16 protein-coding genes and 5 pseudogenes are annotated in these 26,019 nt (G+C 70.4%); 12 read left to right on the top strand and 9 right to left on the bottom strand.

Annotated features, from left to right (window positions below):
• Positions 1-67: 67 nt before the first annotated feature.
• From ABXS69_RS09700 to ilvA, 3 genes are all read left to right on the top strand, one after another.
• Positions 68-475, top strand: a complete 408-nt coding sequence (locus ABXS69_RS09700) for an FKBP-type peptidyl-prolyl cis-trans isomerase (protein WP_366180450.1) — start codon at positions 68-70, stop codon at positions 473-475.
• Positions 476-1,133: 658 nt separating this feature from the next.
• Positions 1,134-3,017, top strand: a complete 1,884-nt coding sequence (gene ilvD / locus ABXS69_RS09695) for a dihydroxy-acid dehydratase (RefSeq protein ID WP_366180449.1) — start codon at positions 1,134-1,136, stop codon at positions 3,015-3,017.
• Positions 3,018-3,743: 726 nt separating this feature from the next.
• Positions 3,744-5,330 (top strand): threonine ammonia-lyase, biosynthetic, encoded by a 1,587-nt coding sequence (ilvA, locus tag ABXS69_RS09690; RefSeq protein ID WP_366180448.1) that lies wholly within the window; start codon positions 3,744-3,746, stop codon positions 5,328-5,330.
• An 80-nt stretch (positions 5,331-5,410) separates the two neighbouring features.
• Here ilvA and ABXS69_RS09685 read toward each other — a convergent pair whose 3' ends face one another.
• Positions 5,411-6,490: a hypothetical protein gene (locus ABXS69_RS09685; RefSeq protein ID WP_366180447.1), complete on the bottom strand. Its 1,080-nt coding sequence runs from the start codon at positions 6,488-6,490 to the stop codon at positions 5,411-5,413.
• Between the two features lie 410 nt (positions 6,491-6,900).
• Here ABXS69_RS09685 and ABXS69_RS09680 point away from each other — a divergent pair.
• Positions 6,901-7,454, top strand: a pseudogene (locus tag ABXS69_RS09680) (NAD(P)H-dependent oxidoreductase).
• 83 nt (positions 7,455-7,537) lie between these two features.
• Here ABXS69_RS09680 and ABXS69_RS09675 read toward each other — a convergent pair.
• Complete coding sequence (locus ABXS69_RS09675; RefSeq protein ID WP_366180446.1) at positions 7,538-9,421, bottom strand: ABC-ATPase domain-containing protein; 1,884 nt, start codon at positions 9,419-9,421, stop codon at positions 7,538-7,540.
• A gap of 120 nt (positions 9,422-9,541) precedes the next feature.
• Between ABXS69_RS09675 and ABXS69_RS09670 the strand changes: the two genes are divergently transcribed.
• Positions 9,542-10,156: a LysE family transporter gene (locus ABXS69_RS09670; RefSeq protein WP_366180445.1), complete on the top strand. Its 615-nt coding sequence runs from the start codon at positions 9,542-9,544 to the stop codon at positions 10,154-10,156.
• A gap of 165 nt (positions 10,157-10,321) precedes the next feature.
• Here ABXS69_RS09670 and msrA read toward each other — a convergent pair whose 3' ends face one another.
• The 3 genes from msrA to ABXS69_RS09655 all read right to left on the bottom strand — a co-directional run bounded on the left by msrA (position 10,322) and on the right by ABXS69_RS09655 (position 12,678).
• The gene (gene msrA, locus ABXS69_RS09665) at positions 10,322-11,020 is read right to left on the bottom strand and encodes a peptide-methionine (S)-S-oxide reductase MsrA (RefSeq protein WP_366180444.1); all 699 of its coding nucleotides are present in this window, start codon (positions 11,018-11,020) and stop codon (positions 10,322-10,324) included.
• 92 nt (positions 11,021-11,112) lie between these two features.
• The gene (gene greA, locus ABXS69_RS09660) at positions 11,113-11,604 is read right to left on the bottom strand and encodes a transcription elongation factor GreA (RefSeq protein ID WP_366180443.1); all 492 of its coding nucleotides are present in this window, start codon (positions 11,602-11,604) and stop codon (positions 11,113-11,115) included.
• A 336-nt stretch (positions 11,605-11,940) separates the two neighbouring features.
• Entirely contained in the window at positions 11,941-12,678 is a 738-nt protein-coding gene (locus tag ABXS69_RS09655; RefSeq protein ID WP_366180442.1) for a hemolysin III family protein, read from the bottom strand.
• A 179-nt stretch (positions 12,679-12,857) separates the two neighbouring features.
• On the opposite strand from ABXS69_RS09655, the pseudogene ABXS69_RS09650 reads away from it, so the two are divergent.
• A pseudogene (locus tag ABXS69_RS09650) lies at positions 12,858-13,647 on the top strand (isoprenyl transferase).
• Between the two features lie 87 nt (positions 13,648-13,734).
• On the opposite strand, the gene ABXS69_RS09645 reads toward ABXS69_RS09650, so the two are convergent.
• The 3 genes and pseudogenes from ABXS69_RS09645 to xseA all read right to left on the bottom strand — a co-directional run bounded on the left by ABXS69_RS09645 (position 13,735) and on the right by xseA (position 16,444).
• A complete protein-coding gene (locus ABXS69_RS09645) occupies positions 13,735-14,718 on the bottom strand; it encodes a PfkB family carbohydrate kinase (RefSeq protein WP_366180441.1) in 984 nt (327 codons plus the stop codon).
• 46 nt (positions 14,719-14,764) lie between these two features.
• A pseudogene (locus ABXS69_RS09640) lies at positions 14,765-14,968 on the bottom strand (exodeoxyribonuclease VII small subunit); the annotation flags it as partial.
• Positions 14,969-15,141: 173 nt separating this feature from the next.
• A pseudogene (xseA, locus tag ABXS69_RS09635) lies at positions 15,142-16,444 on the bottom strand (exodeoxyribonuclease VII large subunit).
• A gap of 61 nt (positions 16,445-16,505) precedes the next feature.
• On the opposite strand from xseA, the gene ABXS69_RS09630 reads away from it, so the two are divergent.
• Positions 16,506-17,561, top strand: coding sequence for a 4-hydroxy-3-methylbut-2-enyl diphosphate reductase (locus ABXS69_RS09630; RefSeq protein ID WP_366180440.1), 1,056 nt, complete (start codon positions 16,506-16,508; stop codon positions 17,559-17,561).
• 52 nt (positions 17,562-17,613) lie between these two features.
• On the opposite strand, the pseudogene ABXS69_RS09625 reads toward ABXS69_RS09630, so the two are convergent.
• Positions 17,614-18,883: pseudogene (locus tag ABXS69_RS09625) on the bottom strand (DNA recombination protein RmuC).
• Positions 18,884-19,015: 132 nt separating this feature from the next.
• Between ABXS69_RS09625 and ABXS69_RS09620 the strand changes: the two are divergent.
• The 5 genes from ABXS69_RS09620 (at position 19,016) to ABXS69_RS09600 (ending at position 25,652) form a co-directional block, all read left to right on the top strand.
• Positions 19,016-20,779: an alpha/beta hydrolase-fold protein gene (locus ABXS69_RS09620; protein WP_366180439.1), complete on the top strand. Its 1,764-nt coding sequence runs from the start codon at positions 19,016-19,018 to the stop codon at positions 20,777-20,779.
• A 140-nt stretch (positions 20,780-20,919) separates the two neighbouring features.
• Entirely contained in the window at positions 20,920-22,020 is a 1,101-nt protein-coding gene (ychF, locus tag ABXS69_RS09615; RefSeq protein WP_366180438.1) for a redox-regulated ATPase YchF, read from the top strand.
• Between the two features lie 480 nt (positions 22,021-22,500).
• The gene (locus ABXS69_RS09610) at positions 22,501-23,808 is read left to right on the top strand and encodes an ABC transporter permease (RefSeq protein ID WP_366180437.1); all 1,308 of its coding nucleotides are present in this window, start codon (positions 22,501-22,503) and stop codon (positions 23,806-23,808) included.
• Between the two features lie 3 nt (positions 23,809-23,811).
• Positions 23,812-24,978 carry an ABC transporter permease gene (locus ABXS69_RS09605; protein ID WP_366180436.1) on the top strand — a complete coding sequence of 389 codons (1,167 nt, stop codon included), beginning with the start codon at positions 23,812-23,814 and terminating at the stop codon, positions 24,976-24,978.
• A 41-nt stretch (positions 24,979-25,019) separates the two neighbouring features.
• Entirely contained in the window at positions 25,020-25,652 is a 633-nt protein-coding gene (locus ABXS69_RS09600) for an ATP-binding cassette domain-containing protein (protein ID WP_366180435.1), read from the top strand.
• Positions 25,653-26,019: the final 367 nt, after the last annotated feature.

The raw sequence follows: 26,019 nt of genomic DNA, 5'->3' as shown, positions 1-26,019 counted from the left end.
GGGCGGACGGCGGAGAGGCGGCGGCCCGATCAGCACGGCTCGGGGCGCATCGCGTAGGCTGGCGCGCATGATCAACTCGAACATGCCCACTGTTGAGGGTGCCAAGGGCGCCAAGCCGGTCCTCACCTTCCCCGGCCCGGATGCCCCCGCGGGCCTCCAGGTCCAGGTGCTCGACGCCGGTGACGGCCAGGCCGTCGAGGCCGGGGACACCATCGTCGCTCACTACCTCGGCCAGTCCTGGAACGGCGACGTCTTCGACAACTCCTACGACCGCGGCCAGCCCCTGAGCTTCCAGATCGGCGTCGGCATGGTCATCCGCGGCTGGGACGACGGCCTCGTCGGCCAGCGCGTCGGCTCGCGGGTCCTGCTGTCCATCCCCTCCGAGCTCGGCTACGGCGAGCGCGGCGTGCCGCAGGCCGGCATCAAGGGCGGCGCCACCCTCGTCTTCGTCACGGAGATCCTCGGCGTCATGTGAGCGCCGCCCACCCCCTCCTTCGCCGAGACCGGTCGAAATCAGGAACGAGACCGGTCGAAATTAGGAGCGAGACCGGTCCGGGGCGGAGGGGGAGGCGCCTCATCAGGGCGCTCGGCGCGCATGAGAGCGTCGAGCGCCCTGATGCCGCCCCCTGGGGGCCGAGCAGTCGCCGCGGCGGTCCCGGCCGATGAACGGGTTCGGAGCGATCAGCGCGCCTTTCGGACCCACTCGCCCCAGTGGATCCTGCCTCACGGGGGCACGGCGCTCGATGGCGCCGCCTATCGCGTGATGGCCGGCTGCGCCTGAGGCGCCTTGCACGCTCAGATGGTGCGGCAGGTGCCGGCAACCGCATGATTCCGCGGTTTTTCTCGAAGGCCTGCGTGGTCTGCTCCCCTCCCATGTGCAACCACGCCCCTGAGTGCACATGGGAGAGGAGCCGCTGCGGGATTCGGCGAGGAAGAACCGCGGAATCATGCGGATCCTGGCGGCGAGGGAGATGCCCTTACGTGCGTCGCTCTGCTGGAAGTCGGCGCCTGGCGCGCGGGAGGCTCGTGCGAGGACCGCACAGTGACCACCCACATTGAGATGACATGGTGAACGATAGTCTGGTCGTCGACTCATCGTCGCCGGCCCTGCCGAGCTGAGAACAGGAGCCCTTATGCCGCAGTACCGCAGCGCCACCTCCACATCCGGCCGCAACATGGCCGGCGCCCGCGCGCTCTGGCGCGCCACCGGCGTCAAGGACTCGGACTTCGGCAAGCCGATCATCGCGATCGCCAACTCCTTCACCGAGTTCGTCCCCGGTCACGTCGGCCTGCGTGACGTGGGCCGCCGCGTGGCCCGCCGGATCGAGGCGGCAGGCGGCATCGCCAAGGAGTTCAACACGATCGCCGTCGACGACGGCATCGCCATGGGCCACGACGGCATGCTCTACTCCCTGCCGTCCCGCGACCTCATCGCCGATTCGGTGGAGTACATGGTGGGCGCCCACTGCGCCGATGCCCTGGTGTGCATCTCCAACTGCGACAAGATCACCCCCGGCATGCTCATGGCCGTGCTGCGCCTCAACATCCCCGCGATCTTCGTCTCCGGCGGGCCCATGGAGTCGGGCAAGATGACGGCCGCGGACGGCACGACCCGCAAGCTCGACCTCATCGACGCCATGATGGACGCCGCTGACCCCACCGTGGATGATGAGACGATCTCCGCCATCGAGCGCCTGGCCTGCCCCACCTGCGGATCCTGCTCGGGCATGTTCACCGCCAACTCCATGAACTGCCTCACCGAGGCCCTGGGCCTGGCCCTGCCCATGAACGGCACCCTGCTCGCCACCCACGCGGACCGCGGTGAGCTCTTCGACGCCGTCGGCCGCCAGATCGTCGAGATCACTCGCGCCTACTACGAGGGCGACGACTCCACCGTCCTGCCGCGCTCCATCGCCACCAAGGCTGCTTTCGAGAACGCCATGTGCCTGGACATCGCCATGGGCGGCTCCACGAACACGGTCCTGCACCTGCTGGCCGCGGCGCGCGAGGCCGAGGTCGACTTCCACATGGCCGACATCGACCGCCTGTCCCGCAAGGTCCCGCACCTGTGCAAGGTCGCGCCGTCGACGAACCTCTACCACATCGAGGACGTCCACCGCGCAGGCGGCATCATGGGCATCCTCGGCGAGCTCGACCGCGCCGGCCTGCTGGACACTTCCACGCGCACGGTGCTGCGCGGCACCCTCGACGGCGAGCTCGACGCCTTCGACCTGGCCCGCCCCGGCGACGACGGCGCGACCGGCTCCGGCGTGAGCGAGGTGGACCGGGTTCGCTACCTCGCGGCGCCCGCGGGCGCGCGCACCACGGAGATGTTCTCCCAGGCCTCGCGCTGGGAGTCCCACGATCTCGACCGCGTGACCGGCTGCATCCGCGACCTGGAGCACGCCTACTCGCGCGACGGCGGCCTGGCGGTCCTCTTCGGAAACATCGCGACCAAGGGCTGCATCGTCAAGACCGCCGGCGTGGACGCCTCCATCCTCACCTTCTCCGGGCCGGCCGTGGTCTTCGAATCCCAGGACGCCGCCGTCGAGGGGATCCTCGGCGGGAAGGTGAAGGCCGGCGACGTCGTCGTCATCAGCCACGAGGGCCCGCGCGGCGGCCCCGGTATGCAGGAGATGCTGTACCCGACCACGTACATCAAGTCCATGCACCTGGGCAAGGAGTGCGCGCTGCTCACCGACGGCCGCTTCTCCGGCGGCACCTCGGGGCTGAGCATCGGGCACGTCTCCCCGGAGGCCGCGGCGGGCGGGCTCATCGGGCTCGTGCGCACGGGGGACGTCATCGACATCGACATCCCGGCGCGCTCCATCTCCGTGCGCCTGTCCGATGACGAGATCGCCTCACGCCGGGCCGCCGAGGAGGCCCGGGGCGAGGCCGCCTGGACGCCGCACGAGGAGCGCCCGCGTCATGTGAGCGCGGCGCTTCGCGCCTACGCCATGCTGGCGACGAGCGCGGACCTGGGCGCTGTGCGAGACCTCAGCAAACTCGGCATGTGAGGCGCGGGCGCCCCTGGTGGGCTCCAGCGGCGCCATCCGCGCCGAGTGGTGCTGTTCTCCCCCACTGGTGCGGGGAGGACGCGCCTGTGGGCGCGAACAGCGCCGCTCGGGGTGGATCGCGCTAGTCGACGACGGCGATGCCCGTCGCGTCGCGTCGTGGACACCGCGTCGCACTGGGGCTCATAATGGTGGGGACCCACCCGGTCGCATCCCGGATGGGTCCCCGAGGCCGAATGGCTCATGCGAACCATCGACCGAGGGCATCCACAAGGACACCGACGGCCCGGATCAGGCGAGCGATGGAGTTGAGAATGTCGCTCACCTGCCGGGCCGTTTCCTTGTCCTCGCGGGGTTTGACGCGCCTGCCTTTCGGTGTGGACACGGCCCTCACCTCCTCCCTGGCCCCTCCTTCCCCGGCAAGGACACTGCGTGTTCCGGGAGAAGGCGCCGGAGAAGGCCCCGCCATCCTAGGCGGCGGCGACGCGGTCGCGGGCCCGTGGGCGTGAGGCGCTGTGCAGGTCGGACGGGGCATTCCGTCGAGATGGCACCAGTGAGAGATCCCTGCTCTAGGTGATCTGTCGAAGCGGCGTCCAACCGTAGGGGATGGGGCCGGTGATGCTCGCCCGTGCGACGTCACGCTGGTGAGACCACCCCTGAGCCTCGCCGCCACGTGATGACCCCAAGGCGCCCCGGCGGGGCCCGGGCCAGCTCCTCTAGGCTGACGGCGTGAACGAACCCGTCGGCACCGACACCCCCTGGGACTCCTCCCAGTACCTGCGCGCGATCCTGCGAGCCCCCGTCTACGAGGCCGCCGAGCACACGCCCCTGCAGCGCATGGACTCCCTCTCCGCGCGCCTGGGCTGCGAGGTGGCCGCCAAGCGTGAGGACCTGCAATCGGTCCACTCCTTCAAGATCCGCGGCGCCTACACCTGCATGCGCACGCTCTCCGACGGCGAGCGCGCTCGCGGCGTGGTGACCGCCTCGGCCGGGAACCACGCCCAGGGCGTCGCCCGGTCCGCGGCGCTGCTCGGCTGCCGCGCCCTCATCGTCATGCCGACCGTCACCCCCCGCATCAAGGTCGACGCCGTCGCCGCCCTGGGCGGAGAGGTCCTGCTCCACGGCGACAACTTCGACGCCGCCAAGGCCGAGGCTCAGCGCCTGGCCGACGAGGACGGCCTGACCTACGTGGCCCCCTTCGACGATCCCCGCGTCATCGCCGGTCAGGGGACCATCGGCCTGGAGATCATCCAGCAGGACGCCGGCCTCGACCGCGTCTTCGTGCCCGTGGGCGGAGGAGGCCTGGCCTCTGGCATCGCCGTGCTCATCAAGCAGCTCCTGCCGAATGTGCGCGTCATCGGTGTCGAGCACGAGGAGTCCGCCTGCCTGACCGCGGCACTCGCCCAGGGCGCGCCCGTCACGCTCGGCCGCGTGGGGCTCTTCGCCGAGGGCGTGGCCGTGCGGCGCATCGGGGACGAGACCTACCGCCTGTGCTCCGAGCTGCTCGACGACGTCGTCACCGTCTCCTCCGACGAGGTCTCCGCCGCCGTCAAGGACCTCTTCGAGGACCTGCGCGCCATCTCCGAGCCCTCCGGCGCCGTCGCCCTGGCCGGCCTCAAGCGCTACGCCTCCGAGCACGGCCTGGCCGGAGAGCGCCTGGCGTGCGTCGTCTCGGGCGCCAACCTCAACTTCCACCAGATGCGCTACATCTCCGAGCGCGCCGAGATCGGTGAGCAGCGCGAGGCGATCCTGGGCGTGACCATCCCCGAGGAGCGCGGCTCCTTCCTGCGCTTCGCCCGGATCCTCGGCGGGCGCAGTGTCACCGAGTTCAACTACCGAGTCTCCGCCGGGCCCGACGGCTCGCTGGAGTCCGGCCCCGCCCGCATCTTCGTGGGCGTGGGGCTCAGTCGCGGGCGCGAGGAGCGCGCCGAGATCGTCGCGGACCTGGAGAGGGCCGGTTACGGCGTCGTCGACCTGACCGACGACGAGCTCGCCAAGGTCCATGTGCGATCCATGATCGGCGGGCGGGCCCCGGCCGGGCTGACCGAGAGGCTCTTCAGCTTCGAGTTCCCCGAGTCCCCCGGGGCGCTCGTCCACTTCCTCGAGGTGCTCGGCACCCGCTGGAACGTCACCCTCTTCCACTACCGTACCGACGGCGCCGACTACGGCCGCATCCTGTGCGCCTTCCAAGTGGGGGAGCGGGGCCTGAGCCCGGAGGCGGAGGCCCGCGAGCTGCGCGAGCACATGGATCGCCTCGGCTACGCCTACCACGAGGAGACGGAGGACCCCGCCGCAGGCTTCTTCCTGGCGCGCTGAGGTCCGCCGCCAGTACGGCCAGCACGGCCGGCGCCGCCCGCGCGGATCTCGCCGCCCGCCCAGTACCGCCGGGCGCGCTCTCATAGCCCGAAGGCCATGCCGGGGAGGCCGTCCGGCGGGTACTCGTCGTAGGGCGTGAAGAACAATGCGAAGTGGCGCCAGATCGGCTCGGGCAGATCCCTCAGGGTGATGAGGGGGCGCTCGATGGAGGGCCCCGGCGCCATGAGCGGTGACCAGGCGCCGTCGGCGCTCACGTGGTAGAGCAGGGCCGACAGCGGGTGCTCCGCGCGCCCCCACCGAGTCAGCGACCACGTCAGCAGAGCGCTGAGATGAGCCTCATCGACGCCCTCGGCCAGAGGCAGGATCCCCAGCGACTCCTGCTCGGGCAGCGCCAGGACGAAGCCGTCGGGCGGATGCGGGACTCTCCGCTGCTGGCACACCTCGGTCAGGCTCATCGCCAGTGCCGCCGTCAGCATCGAGTCCGAGCCGATGAGATGGATGCCCTCGCCGGCGTCCACGTGCTCCGTCCTGTCCAGGACGATGCGGGCATTGGCGAGCGCGGCGGCGTCCACCCGCTCCTCGCCCAGGCGCTCGTAGAGGCGGGCCGAGGGCTGGGAGACCAGGAGCCCGCCGATGTCCATGACGCGTGTGAGGCGCAGGCCCGGGGCGATCTCCGGCTCATCGGCCTCGGCGGGGATGTCCCTGCTCGGCGGCACCAGTCGCAGCCTCAGGGCCCCCAGCACCTCCTCATCCGAGTAGTCCTCGAGCTCGCGTGGCGTGCCGTCGGGGCGCACGGCCGCCATGAGCCCGCTGATGTGATGGCCCACGGCCTCTTCCCACAGCCCCCGCTCCGTGCGGGCCAGGCACGCGGCGATCCGGTGCAGGACGAGTCTCGCGCCTTGGGGCGTGCGCAGCGAGACGGGCGAGTCGAGCCGGCTCCCGGGGAAGCGCAGGCAGACCTGGCGCAGCATCTGCGCGCGCAGCCAGTCGGCGTCGCGGACGGACAGGTCGGGCAGGAACGGATCGGGCGGGGAGGAGTGCGGTGGCGCCTGGCGGGATGAGGCGCGGAAGGCGGTGCCCGCAGCCCGCCGCGAGCGTGACGATCGGCCGGAGGGGCGCCGGACGTGGGAATAGTGTCGTGCTGGTCTCACTGTGCTCATGAGGACGACGCTAGGCGGAGAGAGTGCGCCCCCGGCGCGGCCCTCCCCAACAGGGCGCCGCGCCGGAGCATCGCAAGATATGTGGGTCATGACAAGCTTATATGTGGTCTTTGCGCGATGTGATGAGGCTTTGGCAAGTGGGGGCCGGCCACTAAACTGATTCACACATCAACTAGATGGCGTTGCACTCATCGGCTGGCGCTCTAAGTATTCGCATTTCCTGCGAGGAGCCCCTCATGGCCACCCGCATCGCCGTCGTTGCGCGTGTTGGTCCGCGCGGGAGGTGATGGCGCATCGGCCTGTGTCGCGAGTCATGGTCTTGACCGCTTCCGCGGTGGGGACCAGCGCCTAGAATGGTTTAGCATTCAAGCACTAACGACGTGCCTCCCGCCGACATCTCAGGAGTTTCCATGACCAAGATCGCCGTCATCCTCGGATCCGTCCGCCCCAACCGCGCCGGTGCCTCCGTGGCCGAGTGGATCGCCTCCAAGGCGAACGAGGCCGAGGGGGTCCAGGCCGAGGTCCTCGACCTCGCCTCCTTCAACCTGCCCATCTTCGCCGAGGAGCTTCCCCCATGGCCGCCCCGGCCAAGGACCCGGCCGCCGTCGCCTGGAACGAGGCCCTCGCCGGATTCGACGCATTCATCATCGTCAGCCCCGAGTACAACCACTCGGTTCCCGGCGGCCTGAAGAACGCCATCGACTTCATCACCCCCTCCGTGCTCGCCAACCGCGCCGTCGGCCTCGTCGGCTACTCCTACTCCGCGGGCCACCGCCAGATCGAGCACCTGCGCGCCATCCTGGCCAACTTCACCACCGGCGTCGTCAGCGCCCAGGTCAACCTGCACCTCGCCACCGACTTCTCCGGCGGCGCCTTCGCCCCCGCGGCCTTCCACGACGGGGAGGTCGCCGGCCTCGTCCAGGCTCTCGTCGCCCAGGACAAGGCCCTGGCCGCCCTGCGCTGAGCGCGCGCCGCGGAGCCGGACCGCCGCGCTCGGGCGGCGCTCCCCGCGTCCTGGGGGCAGGGAGGCGCGCGGCGCCCGCTCGGTCAGCCCACCTCGAGCGGTCGGTAGCGGTTGACGGCCGCCGCCACGTCCACCATCCGGGGGCGTACCAGGAACGCCCCGCCCTCGTCGAGCGCGTCCAGGCCCTCGTCGTCGAGCAGGGCCTCCAGGTCGTCGAGGCACTCGCGCAGTGTGGAGGCGGCGTCGAAGCGCTGCTCCAGCAGGGCGCGCAGGGCGTGGGCCGCTGCCTCGGCCTGGCCCGGGTCCACGATCCCGGCCACATCCGAGATGTCGACCTCCTCGCGGTCCAGTGTGAGAGCGTCGGTCCCCCGGGCCCGGGTGCGGATCGGGCCGCGCCGAGTGCGCGCCGGGGCGGGCGCGGGGACACGGCCGGGGCCGAGCGGGAAGTCCTCCAGCGCGGTCACCTCCCGGGGCTGCTCCGCGACGACGGCTCGCGCCTGCTCGGTGGCGTCGCGCAGCTCATAGGAGTCGAGGAGGAGGATGTGGTCGGCCACATCCAGGTAGTCGCCGGAACCGCCCATGACCATGACCGTGGAGACGCCCAAGCGCGAGGACAGCGCCCCCACCCTGTCCACCAGCGGAGTGATCGGCTCGCGCTCGGCGGCCACGAGCGAGCGCATGCGCGCGTCGCGGATCAGCAGGTTCGTGGCCGAGGTGTCCTCATCGAGGAGCAGCGCCGTGGCCCCCGCTTCAACGGCCTCGACGATCGCCGCGGCTTGGGATGTCGAGCCCGAGGCGTTGCGGGTGGTGAAGGCGGCCGTGTCCCGGCCTGCGGGCAGGTGGGAGATGAAGGGCGTGAGGTCGACGCCCGTGACGGCCCGGCCATCGGCGGCCCGCACCTTGACGGCGTCGGGGACGGTGGCCACGAGCTCGCGCCCATCACCCGGCACATGGGGGTAGACGCCCCTCTCGATCGCCGCCAGCAGTGTCGACTTGCCGTGGTAGCCGCCGCCGACGATCACTGTCACGCCAGCCGGCACGGCCGTGCCGCGCACCGCCCCGGCATGGGGGAGGTCGACCGTGGCGGCCAGGGACTCCGGTGCTCTCAGGGTGACGCCGCCCGAGCGCAGCGGCTCGTCGCTCACTCCGGACCGGCGCGGCAGGAGGGAGCCGTCGGCGAGGAAGGAGACCCAGCCCGCCTCGCGGACCGCCGCGGTGAGGGCCCGGTGGTCCTCCAGGGCCTCCACATGGGCGAGGAGCCGCTCAGCGCGCGCGCCCGTGAGGCTCAGGGCCGTCTCGATCTCGCGGGTGAGGTCCCGGCCGACGATCCTGGCGGCCTCATGGCCCTGGATGGAGCGGCCCTGGGCGGGAAGGGCCATGCGGGCGCGGACCTCGATGGTCCAGGCGCCGGCCTCCTCGGCGCCGCCCGCGGCCGGGAGGAGGACGACGGAGGAGCGCTCCAGGATCTCCTGGCCGGGCGCCGCGATGGACAGGGCGGTGCCCTTGAATCCCGCGTGGATCTCGCGGGCGAGGAAATCGGCGAGCGCGAGGCGGCGGTCCGCCGTCGCCAGCAGGCCCTCTCGCGCCAGGAGCGCCAGTGAGGGCAGGGAGGCGGGGGCGGTGACCCGGATGCGCGTCGGCGGGGCATAGGGGTCGGCCTGGACCCGGTCGATGTGGAGCGCCCATCCCTCGGGCGCCAGGTAGCGCCCGAGGATCGCCCGGTAGGACGGGTAGGCGCGCCCGTCCAGGGCGTGGAGGTGGCCGATGAGGTCGCTCAGCACCCCGTCGCGCGGCTCATCGTCATAGCGGCGGCGCCCGCCGTCGCGGTGGCCGGGGCCTCTCCGATCGCCCCGCCCGCCGTGGCTATCGCGGTACCCGCCGCGATAACCGCGGTCGCCCCCGCGCCGATCGCCGCCGTCGTGCCCAGCGTAGCGGCCGTCCCTGCCCGAGTGCCTGTCATCGCTCATGGGCAGATCCTGGCACACGGCGCGCGCGGGGCGGCGCCTGAGCGCGCGTGGTCCTCGCCGCTGATCGCCATGCGATCGGGCGCGGGGCTCGGGCGCCCGCATCCCCTACCATCCCGGATCATGACCGGGCTGCCCGCCTCCCTCGCCCCCGCCCTTGCCGGACTCGGAACGGGGCTGGGCCTCATCGTGGCCATCGGCGCGCAGAACGCCTGGGTGCTCCGCCAGGGCGTGCGCCGTGAGCACATAGGGGTCGTCATCCTCATCTGCGCGCTCTCCGACGCCATCCTCATCGCCGTGGGGACGGGCGCGATCGGGGCCGTGTCCTCTCTCGCTCCCTGGGTGCTGGAGGCCCTGCGCTGGGGAGGCGTCGCCTACCTGGTCCTCTTCGCGGTCAACTCGTTCCGCTCGGCGCTGCGGCCCGGCGCCCTGGAGGAGGCCGCCTCGCGGGGCGCGGGCTCAGCCGTCATCACAACACTCGCCCTGACCTGGCTCAATCCCCATGTCTACCTCGACACCGTGCTCATGCTCGGCACGGTCACCAACCACTTCGGCCCTGATCGCTGGTGGGCGGCCGCTGGGGCCGTCGCCGCCTCCGTCATCTGGTTCACCGGGCTCGGCCTTGGGGCGCGGGCGCTGTCCGGTCCGCTCGCGAGTCCCCGCACCTGGAGGATCATCGACGCGCTCGTCGGCGTCGTCATGCTCCTCGTCGCCTGGCGCCTCGCCATCGGCGCCTGAGCCGGCGCCCCTGCTCGCCGGGAATGGCGAACTTTGAGGATTGCCCGGGGGAGAATCCGCCCGCGCGCGAGCGGGTGGTGAGCGGTTATCGCTCTGACCTGCGACTATCTGGGATGTGGCGAGATGTCAGGAAAAGGAATCCTCAAACCGCGCCACTTCTCCCGCTCACGCCTGCTGAGGGGGCAGCACATCCACCTGCGAGGGTAGGTCCGCGATCCCCACGGGGCAGGTGACGCCGTTGGGCCCGTGGTTGCAGTAGCCGCCGGGGTTCTTCTTCAAGTAGCCCTGGTGGTAGTCCTCTGCCAGGTAGTAGGGGCCGCCGAACTCCGCGTACTGCGCCGACGCCGGATCGATCGTCGTCACGGAGCGCCCCAGCCCGAGCCGGCTCAACTCGCTCTGGAAGGCCTTATGAGTGGCGATCGCCACCGCGTACTGCTCGGGCGTCGTCGTCCAGACGGCGGAGCGGTACTGGGGGCCGATGTCGTTGCCGTGGCGGTTGAGCCGGGTGGAGTCGTGGTTCTCCCAGAAGACGCGCAGCAGCGCCTCCCCGCCACGCCCCGCGACCGCCGGGTCGTAAGCCACCAGGACGGTCTCGGCGTGGCCGGTCCGCGCGGTGCAGACCTCCTGGTAGGTGGGGTTGGGGGTGGTGCCGCCCATGTACCCCACCGAGGTGGCGACGACGCCGGGCTGGCGCCACATGATCCGCTCCACGCCCCAGAAGCAGCCGCCAGCGAGGTAGATGACCTCGGTGCCCTCGGGCCAGGGGCCTGTCAGGGGGGCGCCGAGGACGACGTGGTCGCCGGGCTCGGGGAGTACGGGTGCTTCGCGGCCGGGGATGACGTGATTGCGGGGCAGAGCGTTCATAGGGGAACGCTACCGCCCCGCTGCTCGCCGGGCCGCACTCATTCCCGCTCCCTTCGCTCAAGGCGAGGAGCGGGAATGAATGCGGCGCAGTATCAGACGCGGCTGACCTTGAGGATCTCCGCGGTGATCCTCTTGCCGTTCGGGGCGTCGTAGGAGACCTTCTCGCCCGCGGCGTGCCCCATGAGGGCCTTGCCGAGCGGAGCGTCGGGGGAGAAGACCTTGACGCCCTCGGGGACGTCCTCGGCGATCTCCTGGCCGCCCAGGGCGAAGCGCTGCTCCTTGCCTGCCACCTTCGCGGTGACGATCGTGCCTGCGGAGACGGTGCCATCGTCGGCGGCCTCGCCGATCTGGGCGTTCTCCAGCGTCTCGGTCAGGGCGATGATGCGCGCCTCGTTGAGGGCGGCCTCCTCGCGGGCGGCGTGGTATCCGGCGTTCTCTCGCAGGTCCCCCTCCTGGCGGGCAGCCTCGACGCGTTGGGCGATCTCCTTGCGCTCCTCGCCCTTGCGGTGCTCGAGCTCGGCGCTCAGGCGGTCGAAGGCCTCCTGGGTCAGCCAGGTTCCCTGCTTCTCGGTGTCCGCGGCCATGGGGGTTCTCCTCGATGTGGTGGTCTGGTGATCGGTGGTGCGCCGACGACGGTGCCGTGGCAATTCCCCGATGCGCGGTGGGCGCTCGGGGCCGTGTGTATGAGGGGCGAGTCTACCTCTCCGGGCCCACAACCGCCCTGGGAATCGATCGTCAAGCCGGTGTCGCGGCTCGTGGGGCTGGTGGTGGCGGCTCGTCGACTGGTGCTTTCCGCGCCGAGTGGTGCCGTCTGCGCCGAGTGGTGCGTGCTGCCCGCGCCGGTGGGTGCGGATGGCGCGGGTGGGTGCGCGACGCGCCCGCGGCGGCCGGGCCGGCTCGTGCTCCCGGCCTGACTGCGATCAGCCGAGGATCGCGGTGTAGCAGGCTACGGCGTGGCATGCCCAGGCCGCCACCGTGCAGGCGTGGAACACCTCATGGAAGCCGAACCAGCGGGGGAGAGGGTCGGGGCGCTTGCGCGCGTAGACGATCGCGCCGACCGTGTAGGCGAGGCCCCCGGCCATGAGCAGCCACACGATCGCGGGCCCTCCGGAGCGCCAGAACGAGGGCAGGAACCAGATCGCCACCCAGCCCAGGACGATGTACAGGGCCGTCCTCAGCCAGCGTGGGGCCCCCGGCCACGCCAGGGACACGGCGATCCCGGCCGCCGCCCCTCCCCAGACGATGCCGAGCACCAGGCGCGCCGTCGCCGCGTCGAGCAGCGCCACCGATAGGGGCGTGTAGGTGCCGGCGATGAGGAGGTAGATATTGGCGTGGTCGACGCGCTGCAGCGCCTCGGTGACGGCGCGTGGGAAGTGGCCATTGCCCAGGTGGTACAGCCCCGAGTTGGCGAACAGCAGCAGTGAGCACACCAGGTACACGGCACTGGCCCATCTCAGCGCGGCGCTGCTGGCCAGGACGGTCAGGACGATGCAGGCCGCCAGGGCCAATGGCGCCGTGAACGCGTGGATCCAACCCCGCAGCCTGGGCTTGACGGGCTTGATCAGGGCCAGTGCCCGCGCGGGCCCGCGGCCAGCGTCCCGCTCCTGGGGCGGGGCGGCCTCAGCCGCGTCGCGGCGCGTGTCCGCGTCTTCGCGCATGGAACCTCCTGGCGGGCGCCGATGGCGGTCTCAGGGGCGGCGCCCGAACCTACGGTACCGTAGGTTCGAGTGGGGAGGCGGGACCACGCCCTGCGGGCGGCGCGCACGATAACGTTGGCTCTACGGCGCTGCCCGGTTCCCCAGACAGCCGGGCCCGCGCGCGCATGCGAAGGAGAGACATGGCGGACGGCTTCCTCTACCAGCTCTATGAGCGCCGCCTGTCCGCGCGCCTCGACTCCTCCCGCGCGCCCCGGCATGTCGGCGTCATCCTCGACGGCAACCGCCGCTGGGCCAAGGCCCTGGGGGTCGGCGCCTCCCAGGGGCACAAGCGCGGGGCGGACAAGATCGAGGAGTTCCTCGGCTGGGCGGACGACGCGAGCGTCACCGTGGTCACGCTGTGGCTGCTGAGCACGGACAACCTCTCACGCGATCCCGCCGAGCTTCGCCCCCCTGCTCGACATCATCGCCCAGGCCGTGGAGGACCTGGCGGGAAGCGGCCGGTGGCGGGTGCGCCTCGTGGGCGCCGTCGACCTCCTGCCCGCCGAGGTCGCCGCGCGACTGCGCGCCGCCGTCGCCACCACCGCTTCCGGCGCTGAGCCCGGCCAGGCTGGGGAGGCGGATCGGCGGATGGAGGTCAATATCGCCGTCGGCTACGGGGGGCGCCAGGAGATCGCCGACGCCGTCCGCGAGATCCTGCGCGAGCGCGCCGTCGCTGGGGCGAGCCTGGAGGAGGTGGCCGCCTCCCTGAGCGAGGAGGACATCACCGACCACCTCTACACCAAGGGCCAGCCCGACCCCGACCTGCTCATCCGCACCTCTGGCGAGCAGCGGCTCTCAGGCTTCCTCCTGTGGCAGTCGGTCCACTCCGAGTTCTACTTCTGCGAGGTCAACTGGCCGGCCTTCCGCCGCGTGGATTTCCTGCGCGCTCTGCGCGACTACGCGGGGCGCGAGCGCCGCATGGGGCGCTGAGGGCCGCTCGACGCGGACCGCCTGCGGCTCGGCTGGCCGCGTCCCGCCGCGAATGGTGAGCCCCGCTGGATGCCGGCGCGATCGCGCTCAGGCGAGCTCGGCGCGGGTGGGCGGGTTGGCCCCGGCCCGGGAGACGGTGATGTCCGCGATGCGCGATGCGTGGCGGACCACCCGCTCCAGTGCTGCTGCGTCGATCGCGCGCAGGGCCTCGCGCCGCTGGGCGCCCACGAGGTCCTCGGACCACAGGCCGTCCTCCAGGCCGCCCATGAAGGAGTCGCCCGCGCCCACCGTGTCCGCCACGATGACGCCTGTGTCGGCGGGCACCTCCAGGCGAAGCCCCGAGGATGTCAGCGCCAGCGCCCCTCGCTTGCCGCGGGTGACGACGACGATCGCCGGCCCCATCCCAAGCCATCCCCGCAGGACGGCCTCGAGGGCGTCGTCGTCGCCCTCATCGATCCCGTAGAACCAGGCCACATCCTCGTCAGAGCACTTGACCAGATCGGACAGGGCCACGAGGCGCTCCACGATCACGCGCGCCTCGCCGGGCTCTCCCATGAGTTGGGGGCGGGCATTGGGGTCATAGCAGACGGTCGCCGAAGCGCGGAAGTCGCGCAGCACCTGCTCCACAGTCCGCGCGCCCGGCTCCAGGATCGCCGCGATCGAGCCCGTGTGGACGAGGATCGGCGACTCAGCGGGAGCCGGGTAGGGCGGGTTCCAGTCGAGGTCGAAGAGATAAGTGGCCGCCCGGTCCTCGCCGATGGTCGCCTGGGCGGTGGAGGTCCGCTCGGCGCCGTCCGAGCCCGGGGTGATGCGCACGCCGTTGGAGACCAGGTGCGAGCGGATCGCGCGGCCGCGCTCATCGTCGGCGATCCAGCAGTCGAGCTCGGCGTCGCGGCCAAGGCGCGCCAGGCCGAGCGCCACATTCGCCGGCGAGCCGCCCGGGATGTCCACCGGCTCGGCGCCGGGGTGGATGACGACGTCGACCAGTGCCTCCCCGATGATGAGCGCGGTCCCGGCGGGTCCAGGAGCGGCGGGGGTGGAAGCGGTGCTCCCGGTGGTAGCGGTGGTCATGAAGGGCTCCTTCGCTCCAGTGACGGTGGTTCGGTGGGCCGGGGGATCAGTCCTGGCCCTGATCCGGGGACGCGACGGCGGCCAGCCGGGCACGAGCCTCGTCCAGCCAGGCCTGGCAGCGGGCGGCCAACGCCTCGCCCCGCTCCCACAGGGACAGCGCGTCCTCCAGCGGGACTTGGCCAGCCTCCAGGCGCTGCACGACGCCGACCAGCTCCTCGCGGGCCTGCTCATAGGAGAGCGTGGCCACATCGTCGTTGTCGTCGGAGGCGGTGGCGGGGGAGTCGGGGATCAGGCTCATGGCGCGATTCTCGCACGCCAGCGGGCCCAGCGGCGTGGCATCGTGGAGAAATGACGGGGGGAGCGGGCGGCCCGGGGGCTCGCTCGAGGCCATCCTCGGGGGATGACCGGGCGCCCCGCTCGGCCTCAGTCGGCCGAGGGGGGCCGCGAGGCGGGCTTCGTGGCGCCCACCACCTGGGCGACGAGTCGCCCGGAGGCGAGGATCCCCTCGATGAGATCGCCCTTCTTGACATCCTCCGCGCTCGTGATGACGGCGCCCCCCGGGCGGCGCAGGATCGTGTAGCCGCGATCGAGCACGCCCTGCGGGGACAGCGCCGTCAGGCGCGCCCGCTCGGCTCGTAGATCCGAGGCGGCCAGCGTCAGCGCGTGGTCGAGGCCGCGGCGGACGCGCTCGCGGGCGGCGTCGAGGCTCGGAGGCGCGGTCGCGGATGATGACGGAGGGATCGGCCATGATCGGGCGGGCGCGCACCTGATCGAGCCCCCGCTGCTCGGCGTCGAGCCGCTGGGCGAGGATCTCCCGCAGGCGGGCGCGGGCGCTGTCCAGGCCGACGGTCTCCTGGGCGAGGTCGGGCACGATCCGCCGGGCGGCATCGGTGGGGGTGGAGGCGCGGTAATCGGCCACGAGGTCGAGCAGTGGGCAGTCGGTCTCGTGCCCGATCGCCGAGACCAGTGGGGTGCGTGCCGCGGCGGCCGTGCGCACAAGCCCCTCATCGGAGAAGGGCAGCAGGTCCTCGACGGCGCCGCCGCCGCGCGCCACGACGATGACGTCGATCCCCTCCATCGCGTCGAGCTCGCGGATCGCGGCGGTCACCTCCCGCACGGCGCTCGCGCCCTGCACGGCGACCTCGCGGATCTCGAAGGGCAGGCCCGGCCAGCGCAGGCGCGCGTTGACGACGACGTCGTCCTCGGCCTTGGACCCGCGCCCGCAGACGAGTCCGACCCGCCGGGGGAGGAAGGGCAGGGGGCGCTTGCGCTCGGCGTCGAACAGGCCCTCGGCGGCGAGGATCCGGCGCAGCTGCTCGATACGCGCCAGGAGGTCCCCGACGCCGACGAGCCGGATGTCCTCGGCCAGGAGCTGGAGCGTGCCGCGCTTGGTCCAGTACGTGGGGCGTCCCTGGACCACCACGCGGGCTCCGGAGCCCAGGGGCTCGGGCAGGGCGCGGTCGATGGCCGCCAGGGTGCGCGTGTAGAGGGACACGGAGACGGAGACATCGGCGTCGGTGTCCCGCAGGGTGAGGAACTGCATGCCAGCGCCGGGGCGGCGGCTGAGCTGGACCACCTGGCCCTCCACCCACACCTGCGTCATCTTGGAGACGTACTCCTCTATCTTCGCGGCCAGCAGGCGCAGGGGCCACGGGTTCTCCGCGGTGGTCTCGCGGGCGAGGCGGGCCAGCGGTCGGGCCCGGCCCGGGGTGGGGGACTCTGTCACATGCACCACTGTGCCACGGTCCCGCCTGGGGGCCGGAGCGGCGCTGTGGCACAGTGAGACCGTGACAGATTCCCCCGCGCCCTCCACCGCGACAGTCGTCCCGCCCGCGGGCGGCGCCAAGAGGATCCTCGTGGCCGCCCCGCGCGGCTACTGCGCCGGCGTGGACCGGGCGGTCGACGCCGTCGAGCAGGCCCTGGCCCACTACGGGACGCCTATCTACGTGCGCAAGGAGATCGTCCACAACAAGTACGTCGTGGAGGCCCTGACCAGGCGCGGCGCGATCTTCGTCTCCGAGACCGACGAGGTGCCCGAGGGTGCGCGCGTCGTCTTCTCCGCGCACGGCGTGGCCCCGGAGGTCCATGAGCAGGCCGCCGCCCGCCGCCTTCAGACGATCGACGCGACCTGCCCCCTGGTGACCAAGGTCCACAAGCAGGCGGTGCGCTTCGCGGGTGACGACTACGACATCATCCTCGTGGGGCACACGGGCCACGAGGAGGTTGAGGGCACGCAGGGAGAGGCGCCCGAGCGCATCCAGGTGGTCAACGGCCCGGAGGAGGTGGACCGCGTGGTGGTGCGCGACCCCTCGAAGGTCGCCTGGATCAGTCAGACCACGCTCTCGGTGGACGAGACGCTGGAGACGGTGCGCCTCCTGCGTGAGCGCTTCCCGGAGCTGATCGACCCGCCCACGGACAACATCTGCTACGCGACCCAGAACCGTCAGGCCGCGGTCAAGGCGATCGCCCCGCACGCCGACGTGATGCTCGTCGTGGGCTCGGGGAACTCCTCGAACTCGGTGCGATTGGCCGAGGTCGCGCTGGAGGCCGGCGCCCCGGCCTCCTACCGCGTGGACTACGCGCGGGAGATCGACGACGCCTGGTTCGACGGCGCCCGGACCGTGGGCCTGACCAGTGGGGCCTCGGTGCCGGAGATCCTCGTGCGCGAGGTCATCGAGCACCTGGGGGGCCTGGGGTTCACGGATGTGCAGGAAGTGCGCACCGCCACGGAGAAGATCACCTTCTCCCTGCCGAAGAACCTGCGCGCCGACCTCAAGGCGGCCGCGGGGGACTCCGCGCCCGAGCACCGCCGCCGCGAGCCCGTCGCCGATCACACCTGCTGACGCCCGGCAATGCTTCCCGGCGGGCCGGTGAGGGGAAGCGGGGCGCAGGGGCCTACTCATCCTGCCCGCCCGTGAGCTCGGGGGCGCTGAAGGAGCGCACCTGGGCGTCCTCCGAGCCGATGGGGGAGGGACTGGGAAGGCCCTCGCCCAGGGACTCGAAGCCGCGGGCGGTCACGAGCAGGCGGGACTCCACGGAGCCCACCGCCTTGTTGTAGGCGGACACCGAGCGGGTCAGCGCCTTGCCGAGGGCGGTGAGGTGATCGGCCACCGTGCTCAACCGCTGGTACAGGGCGCGCCCCAGGACCAGGAGCTCGGCGGCCTCCTCATTGACCGCGGTGCGCGCCCACGCGAGGGCGCAGGTGCGCAGCAGGGCGAGCAGGGAGGCCGGCGTGGTCAGGGCGACGCCGCGATCGAGGGCGTGGTCCATGAGCGTGGGATCGGCGTCGAGCGCGGCGGACAGGATCGGCTCAGCGGGGATGAAGAGCACGACCATCTCGGGCGAGCCCTCCAGCGAGCGGTCGTAGTGGCGGTCGGCCAGGGCGTCGATATGCGAGCGCAGAGCCCTGGCGTGGGCTCGCAGGAGGCGGCCGCGCTCATCCGGCGAGACGCCGCGCGCCTCGCTCGCCCCATCCTCGGCCCCCGGCGCGGCGCGCCGCGAGCCGTCCAGGCCGCAGGCCCGCAGGTAGGAATCGAGCGGCACCTTCGCGTCCACGGCCACGTGCGCCTTCCCCGGCAGGTGGACGACGACGTCGGGCCGACCGGTGGCACCGCCCCCGGTGCCGCGCGCCCCGGCGGGGCCCAGGCCGCTCAGGCCGCGCTGCTCGGAGAAGTCGACATGCCGCATCATCCCCGAGGCCTCCAGGACGCGGGAGAAGCTCCACCTCGCCCCACACGCCCCGGGCGCTGCGGGAGCGCAGCGCCCCCTCCAGGGCGGTGGTGGCCCGGCGCAGCTCCTTCTCGGAGGCGGCGCCTGCCCGCAGCTGCTCGGTGAGCGTGGCGTGCTGGGCGGCGCGCTGGCGCTCCATCTCCTCCACCCTCGCCCCGACCCGCTCAAGCTGCGCCCTCACCGGCGCCAGGGCCCGCAAGACGGAGGCGTCCCGATCGGAGCGCTCCTCGGCGGCCTGGGCGCGGGACTCCAGCGCCTCGGCGCGGGCACGCCATCCGGCGGCCTCGGCGCGCAGCCTGGAGGCGGCGTCATCGCCACTGGTGAGCGCGGCGGCGGCGCGGGCCCGCGCCCGGGCGCTGCCCAGCACGATCCCGGTGATCAGGCCCACGATGAGGCCGACGATGAGGGCTGTCAGGAGAGGGAGGGCATCGGTCATGGACCGATAGCACCATAGGGATCCGACACCAATGAGGAGGTCTTAAGGCCCGCCCCCATCGCGCTGCTGGTGTTGCATCATGTTCCCCGTATGTTCTCCGTGCCTGATCTCCCTCGCGTCGTGCTCCCACCGATGGCCGCATCCTTGAACGGCCCCGCCGCCGCGCCTTTAGAACGTTCGGGCATCTCCGAGATCAGCGTCGTCGCGCCCTGGTTCGTGCGGGGGCTCGGCATCGTCGCTGTCATCGTCATGCTCGCCACCGCCGTCCTCCTATGGGCGCGGAACCGCCCGGGGCGGCGCCGCTTCCCCCGCTCCTCGCTCCTCGGAGCGCTGCTCGCCGTCGTCCTCACCCAGATCCTCGTGGTCGGCGCCGTCAGCGCGCGGGCCAACGCGCACCTCGGCTTCGCGCGGACCGTTGGGGACGTTCTCGCCCAGATCAGGGGATCGGGAGCCTTCGCCGGCTACGGGCCGGCCGTGGTCTCCGTCCCCGAGGAGCCGACGTCGATCCCCTCCGGTCCGCCCGCGCCCATGCCTGACGACGCGGCCGCCTTCACGCCGATCAAGGGCGGCTCGGACTACACGGGCTTCTCGAAGGCCTCCGTGACGGGGCGGCGCAGCGGCGTCACCCAGGAGGTCTGGGCATGGACGCCGCGCGACTACTCGCCGACCGATGGCCGGACCTACCCCGTGCTCGTCATGCTCCACGGCGATCCCGGGAGTCCCGACGGCGTCGTCACCGCTCTCAAGGCGGCCTCGGCGATGCAGGCGGCGATCGACGCCGGCCAGATGCCCCCCGCGATCCTCGTCCTGCCGAGCCTGAGCGCCGACAGGCGCCAGACCGCGATGCCCGACTGCGCGGATGTCGTCGGGCGCGCCCAGGTGGGCACGTGGGTCCAGGACGATATCCCCGCCGTCGTGCGCGCGTCCTTCCCCAACACGAGCCCGAACCGCTCGGGCTGGGCGATCGGCGGCGTGTCCTCAGGGGCCTTCTGCGCGACCTGGACGGCGATCATGCGCTCGGAGGCCTACGGCTACGTGGTTGGCATGTCCGGCTTCGACGTCCCCTTCACCGGGGCGATGTCCACCACCGATGAGCTCAAGAGGGCCAACACCCTGAGCACCCTCCTGCGCACCCGCGCCCACCAGGGCCTGCGGATGTGGCAGGTGGCCGCGAAGGATGACGCGGGCACCGCGGACCTGCGCGGCGATCTCCCCGGGGCGGTGCCGTCCACGGACACCCTTGAGATGGTGACCCCGCAGTCCGGCGGTCACTCGGCCACGCTGTGGCGCCAGACCTTCCCGAAGGCGCTGTCCTGGTGGGGCGCGCAGCTGAAGTCCCCGGTGGCCGCCGATGCTCCACTGTCGGTCCCGAGCGCCGAGGGGCCGTCCTCCGGCCAGCAGATCCACAGCCAGGCCGGTGGGGACTCCGCGGCGGGTGCCGGAGGCGGGTCCGACACGGGTTCCTGGGGGGCCTTCCCGGAGGCGCTCACCGGCATCCGGGGGATCGGGACGATCAGCCTCATGTGGGTCGTGGCGCTGGCGCTGAGCGTGGCGGCGATCGTCCCGTGGCGCGGGGGAGGCATCCCGGGGCCGCGGCGCCGCCTGCGGGGCCTGAGCGGTGCGCTGCCGGGCCGCGCGCGCTCGGCCGAGGCCTCGGCGGGGGTGGCGGAGGACCGCGCTGAGGAGCCCGCGCCGGTGGCCTCGCCCGGTCCTGGTCGCCTGAGGACGGCCAGGGCCCTCCTGCGGGGGGCCCGCCCGGTGGGCGCGCGCCTGGTCGTGCTCGCGCTGGCCTGCGTGGCGGGGACGCTCGCGATCGCCCTGGTGGGCAACCGGATCGGCGACTTGTTCCCGACGTGGTCGATCGCCATCCAGGACCTCGCGCTCGCGCTGGCCTGAGGGGAGGCGCGCCCCCTCCGGGCCGCGGCGGGGCCTGCGATGGCGCCGGCGCGGGACGGGCACGGTGAGCCGCGGGGCGAGCCGAGGGCGTTGGGCGCCCATGGCGCGAGCGCGTCAGCGGGCGCGTTTAGACTCGGCTCGTGGCACTCACTATCGGAATCGTCGGACTGCCCAACGTCGGCAAGTCCACCCTGTTCAACGCTCTGACCCGCGCGACCGTCCTGGCCGCCAACTACCCCTTCGCGACGATCGAGCCGAACGTCGGCGTCGTCCCCCTGCCCGATGAGCGGCTGAGGCGGCTGGCGGGGCTCTTCCACAGCGAGCGGGAGGTCCCGGCGACGGTCTCCTTCGTGGATATCGCGGGGATCGTGCGCGGCGCGAGCGAGGGGGAGGGGCTGGGCAACCAGTTCCTGGCGAATATCCGCGAGGCGGACGCGATCTGCATGGTGACGCGGGCCTTCGACGACCCGGATGTCGTGCATGTGGACGGCAGGGTGGACCCCGCCTCGGATATCGAGACGATCGCCACCGAGCTCGTGCTGGCCGATATCCAGACCCTTGAGAAGGCGATCCCGCGCCTGGAGAAGGAGGTGCGCGGCAGGAAGACGGATCCGGTGGTGCTGGACACGGCGAAGGCGGCGCTGGCGATCCTGGAGGAGGGGACGATGCTGTCCGCCGCCGTGGCCTCGGGCGCCGCGGAGAAGGCGGGCGTGGACACGGAGGCGCTTCGCTCCTTCCAGCTCATGACGACCAAGCCGGTCATCTACGTGTTCAACACGGATGATGCCGGGCTGGCCGACGAGGCCCGCCAGGCCGAGCTGCGGGCGATGGTGGCGCCCGCCGAGGCGATCTTCCTCGATGCCCAGTTCGAGGCCGAGCTCGTGGAGCTCGAGCCCGAGGAGGCTGCGGAGATGCTGCGCGAGAACGGTCAGGAGGAGTCCGGCCTGGACAAGCTGGCGCGGGTCGGATTCGACACCCTGGGACTGCAAACATATCTGACGGCGGGGCCGAAGGAGGCCCGCGCCTGGACGATCCGCAAGGGGGCGACGGCGCCCCAGGCCGCCGGCGTCATCCACACGGACTTCGAGCGAGGATTCATCAAGGCGGAGATCGTCTCCTTCGACGACCTCATGGAGTACGGCTCCGTGGCCGAGGCCCGCGCCGCCGGCAGGGTCCGCATGGAGGGCAAGGACTACATCATGGCCGACGGCGACGTCGTGGAGTTCCGGTTCAACGTGTAGGAGGCGCCTCCGCGTCGGAGCCGCTGGGCGGGAATCCCGCGGGCTCCCCGTCCTGTCGCCCCGATGAGGACGCTGATCCGCTTGCGGGGCGCGACGGCCCCTAGCCTGTGACGATTCAATTCTTCTGACCTGCGGCGGCATCGCAGTCGGTAATGAGAGATTGATCCGTGACGCTACTATCGAGGACCTCGAATCTTTGGCGCAGGACGAGAGTGTTAGCCTTGATATGGCGCGCGCCGTCACCTCGTATGAGCGCGCTACCCGGGGTTGAAGAACTTCTTCGCGTGATCCGCTGCACACCATGATCCCCCGTTTCTGTGACAGATCATTGCTGGCGCACAGGTCGTCCATAGCCTTGCTCCGTATAGTGAGACCGATCAAGATCGCGACTAGTGTGAAAGGTACTTCTGGATGTCATTTCTCAGACGAGCATGGCTTCATACCTCTCGAAAGCTGGTGAAATCGTTAACCATTTTCTTGGTGCTCCTCACCGCGTCCACCCTCCTTCTGTCGACATTCGCTGTGCGCGAGTCGGTTGCCGAGACGGGCGATAAGCTCAACTCTCAGCTGCTTTCAGGGTTCCTGCTTGAGAATAACCGGGAGACGAACCTGGGCACTGCGCGTGGTGGCGGTACGGTCACGCGCGCGATGATTGAGCAGGTTGCCAAGCTCGAAGGGGTCACATCGTATGCGCTGAACCTGAACTCCGCGGTGGCCGACGTGGTCAACGCGGAGATTTTCCGACTCCCCGGCCAGGCGAATGACTACTCCAAGAAGAACGAGGAGAAATTTGGCAAGGCGCTGCCCATCAATCCCGTCAACCGGTCCGACCTGGATGCTGCTTTCCGCGCGGGCACGTTCACGCTCGTTGAAGGCCGTCACCTTGAGGAGGGCGACCACCACAAGGTCCTCGTGCACAAGGAGTTTGCCGAGAAGAACGGCTTGAAGATCGGTGACAAGCTCACGTTCAAGGCTAACGAGCACGACGAGGAGAATCGTTTCCACTCGAACGCCACCGTGGATTCTGAGATCGTGGGGCTGTTCACTGGGGAGGGGAACGGCAGGGCGACTTTGCGCACGGAGCTCTACCAGAACGCTGTCTTCACCGATCTCGATACCGCTCGCTCGCTCTTCGGCTTGACGCCGGAGAACGAGTACTACCACGACGCCGCCTTCTTCGTGAAGAGCGTCAGCGATCTTGATAAGGTCATGAAGGAGGCGCGGAAGCTTCCTTTCGATTGGAACAAGTACCTGATCCACAAGAACTCCGACCTGTTCGGCGGTGTCGGTGCCGCGCTGACCGGTATCAACTCGTTGCTGCGGGCCACCTTCATCGGTACGTCCGTCTTCGCGGTTGCCGCGCTCGCCCTCGTGCTCTTCCTATGGCTCAATGAGCGCCGCAAGGAGACGGGGATCCTCCTTTCGGTCGGCGTGAGCAAAGCGAAAATCTTCGCCCAGTACGTCACCGAGAACCTCATAGTATTCGCCCTAGCGCTGGCTGCCTCGTTCGGTACGGCCCAACTGGTCGCCCAGGCCTTGGGGGACAACATTGTGTCGCGGGCATCATCTCAAGCGGCCGAACGCATCCGCGGGGGCTACAACCTGGGGGCCGACTACACCACGTCGACATTCCAGAAGACAATCGATCATGTGACGGTTACCATTGAACCGAGTCACCTCATTACTATCGGCATTGCCGGCGTCGCGCTCATCATTGTGGCCACCCTCATCGCATCTTTCCCGATGTTGATGAAGAAGCCCAAGCGGCTCCTCACGCAGATTGGATAGTCCATGAGTTTCTGGCAACAAGCGCGCCTCGCCATCGCTCGGCGACGCACGAAGAGCCTTGTCCTTGCTCTCATCATCACGCTGATCTCGGCCGTGTTCGTGCTGCAAGGAGTCATCACGAGCACCCTGAACACGGTGACCGCCGTTGCTGAGAACCAGGTCAAGCCCGGTTTCACTGTGACCTCCCCGGCTGGCGATTTCAACCAGGATGCCGCTGACTCACTGCTCTCAACCCCGCACGTGGTCGGTCACAACTTCACGTTCCTGTCCTCTGCTGAGGGCGCTGATGGCAGCTTCCAATCGGTGTTGGGGGTCAGTGACATTTCCCAGCTTCAAGCCTTCGAGAAGAAGGAGGTCGAGTTGACGGAGGGCGTTAACGACGCTTTCACCAGGCTTCGCGATGGCAGGGGCGCGGTTCTCTCCGATTCTGATGCGGCTCTGCGTAAGCTGAAGGTCGGTGACGAGCTGACGCTGACGAAGAATGAAGAGACCGTCACGCTCAGCGTCGTGGGAATCTACAAGACCACTGAGAACGCGCGACGTGGGCAAGAGACGCCGATCTACACGGATTTGAAGAGCGCTCAACGGCTTGCCGGGAAAGACGCTGTCAGTACCGCCACCTTCTACACGGACTCGCGTGATCACCTAGATGTGGCGACGAAGGAGGCCAGGTCGAGGCTCGCGGAAGGCCTGGATCTCAAAGACAACACATCGGCCGCGGCCGGCGTTCTCGACTCCGTGGCCGGTCTGACCACGCTGATCTCCCGCCTGTTGTGGGCGGTGCTTGCTGCAGGCGCGGCCATCCTCGTGTTCGTTCTGGCTTTCTGGACCCGTTCACGCATCCACGAGGTCGGCGTCCTGTTGTCGATCGGTCACTCGAAGCGGCGCCTATTCGCCCAGTTCATCTCTGAGTTATTGATGCTGGCGATCCCCAGCTTCATCATTGGTCTCGTCATCAGCGAGGTCGTCGGGTACTTCATCTCCAGCTACGTGCTGGGCACTGTCAGCGCCGGCGTGGTAGGCGACGTCAGCGTGCCGCTGGGCGCGCTTGTCGCGGCAGCCGCATTCTCGTTCGTGGCCGTGCTGGCGATCGTGGCGGTCTCACTGCTGATCGCGATGACCCCGATCCTGCGGTTGCAGCCGAAGCAAATTCTGGCCAAGATGAGCTGAGCGCGCCCACGTGCGCATTTGAGATTTTAGGAAGGATTGTCATGACCACTTTGAAGCTCGAGAAGGTCTCCTTTATTTACCAAGACGTGAATAAGAGCGTTTTGAACGGCGTCAACGCTGAATTCGAGTCGGGCAATTTCTATGCCATCATCGGAAATTCTGGCGCGGGCAAGTCCACGCTCCTCGGCCTGCTGGCGGGCCTCGACGCGCCATCCCAAGGCAAGGTGCTCATCGATGGTGAGGACGTCGCCAAGCGTGGGTACGCGCACCATCGTCAGCACAATGTCTCGTTGGTCTTTCAGAACTACAACCTCATCGACTACCTCACGCCGTTGGAGAACGTGAAGCTGGTTGACCCGAAGGCGAAGATTGACTCGCTCCTCGAGCTTGGCCTGTCCGAGGACGAGGCGAAGCGAAATGTCATGAAGCTCTCCGGCGGTCAGCAGCAGCGCGTGGCTATCGCTCGCGCGCTCGCCTCGAAGTCGCCCGTCATCCTGGCTGACGAGCCGACCGGCAACTTGGACGGCAAGACGGCTGGGGAGATGATCGAGATCCTCAAGCGCCTCGCCCATGAGGAGGGCAGGTGCGTCATCGTGGTGACCCACTCGGCCCAGCTGTCGAAGAAGGCGGACGTCGTCTTCCGATTGAAGAACCGTAACCTGGTGCGCCAGTAGGCATATTATGGGGTGGGGTGCCGGAACGGCGGGCCATATGATCGATGCTCCAGCTGTTGTTTCTGGGGTCGTCGCGATTGGCGCGCCGTTTCGGCGCGACCCACTTCACCGCCAGCGTCGAGGGCGTGATCTCCTGCGGCGTTGAGCGCGGGCTAGCGCGCGCACGGCCTACATCGCATATGCGGTGCCGGACTCGGCAAAGCGGGCAGGTCCCCACTTGCCGCCCGAGACCGGTTCGGGCGTGAATCCCTGAAAGCGACTTCAGGCGCCCGCGAGGCGCGAAGGCTGATGGGCCCGCTCGTGCGCCGCGCCTCCGGCCTTGCTTCAGTGCGCCGCCCTGTGGCGAGGAGCCACTGCGAGGGGGGGC

The organism is Actinomyces timonensis (assembly GCF_040702965.1).
GTDB classification, from domain to species: Bacteria; Actinomycetota; Actinomycetes; order Actinomycetales; family Actinomycetaceae; genus Actinomyces; species Actinomyces timonensis_A.
This window is presented reverse-complemented; position numbering and strand designations above follow the sequence as displayed.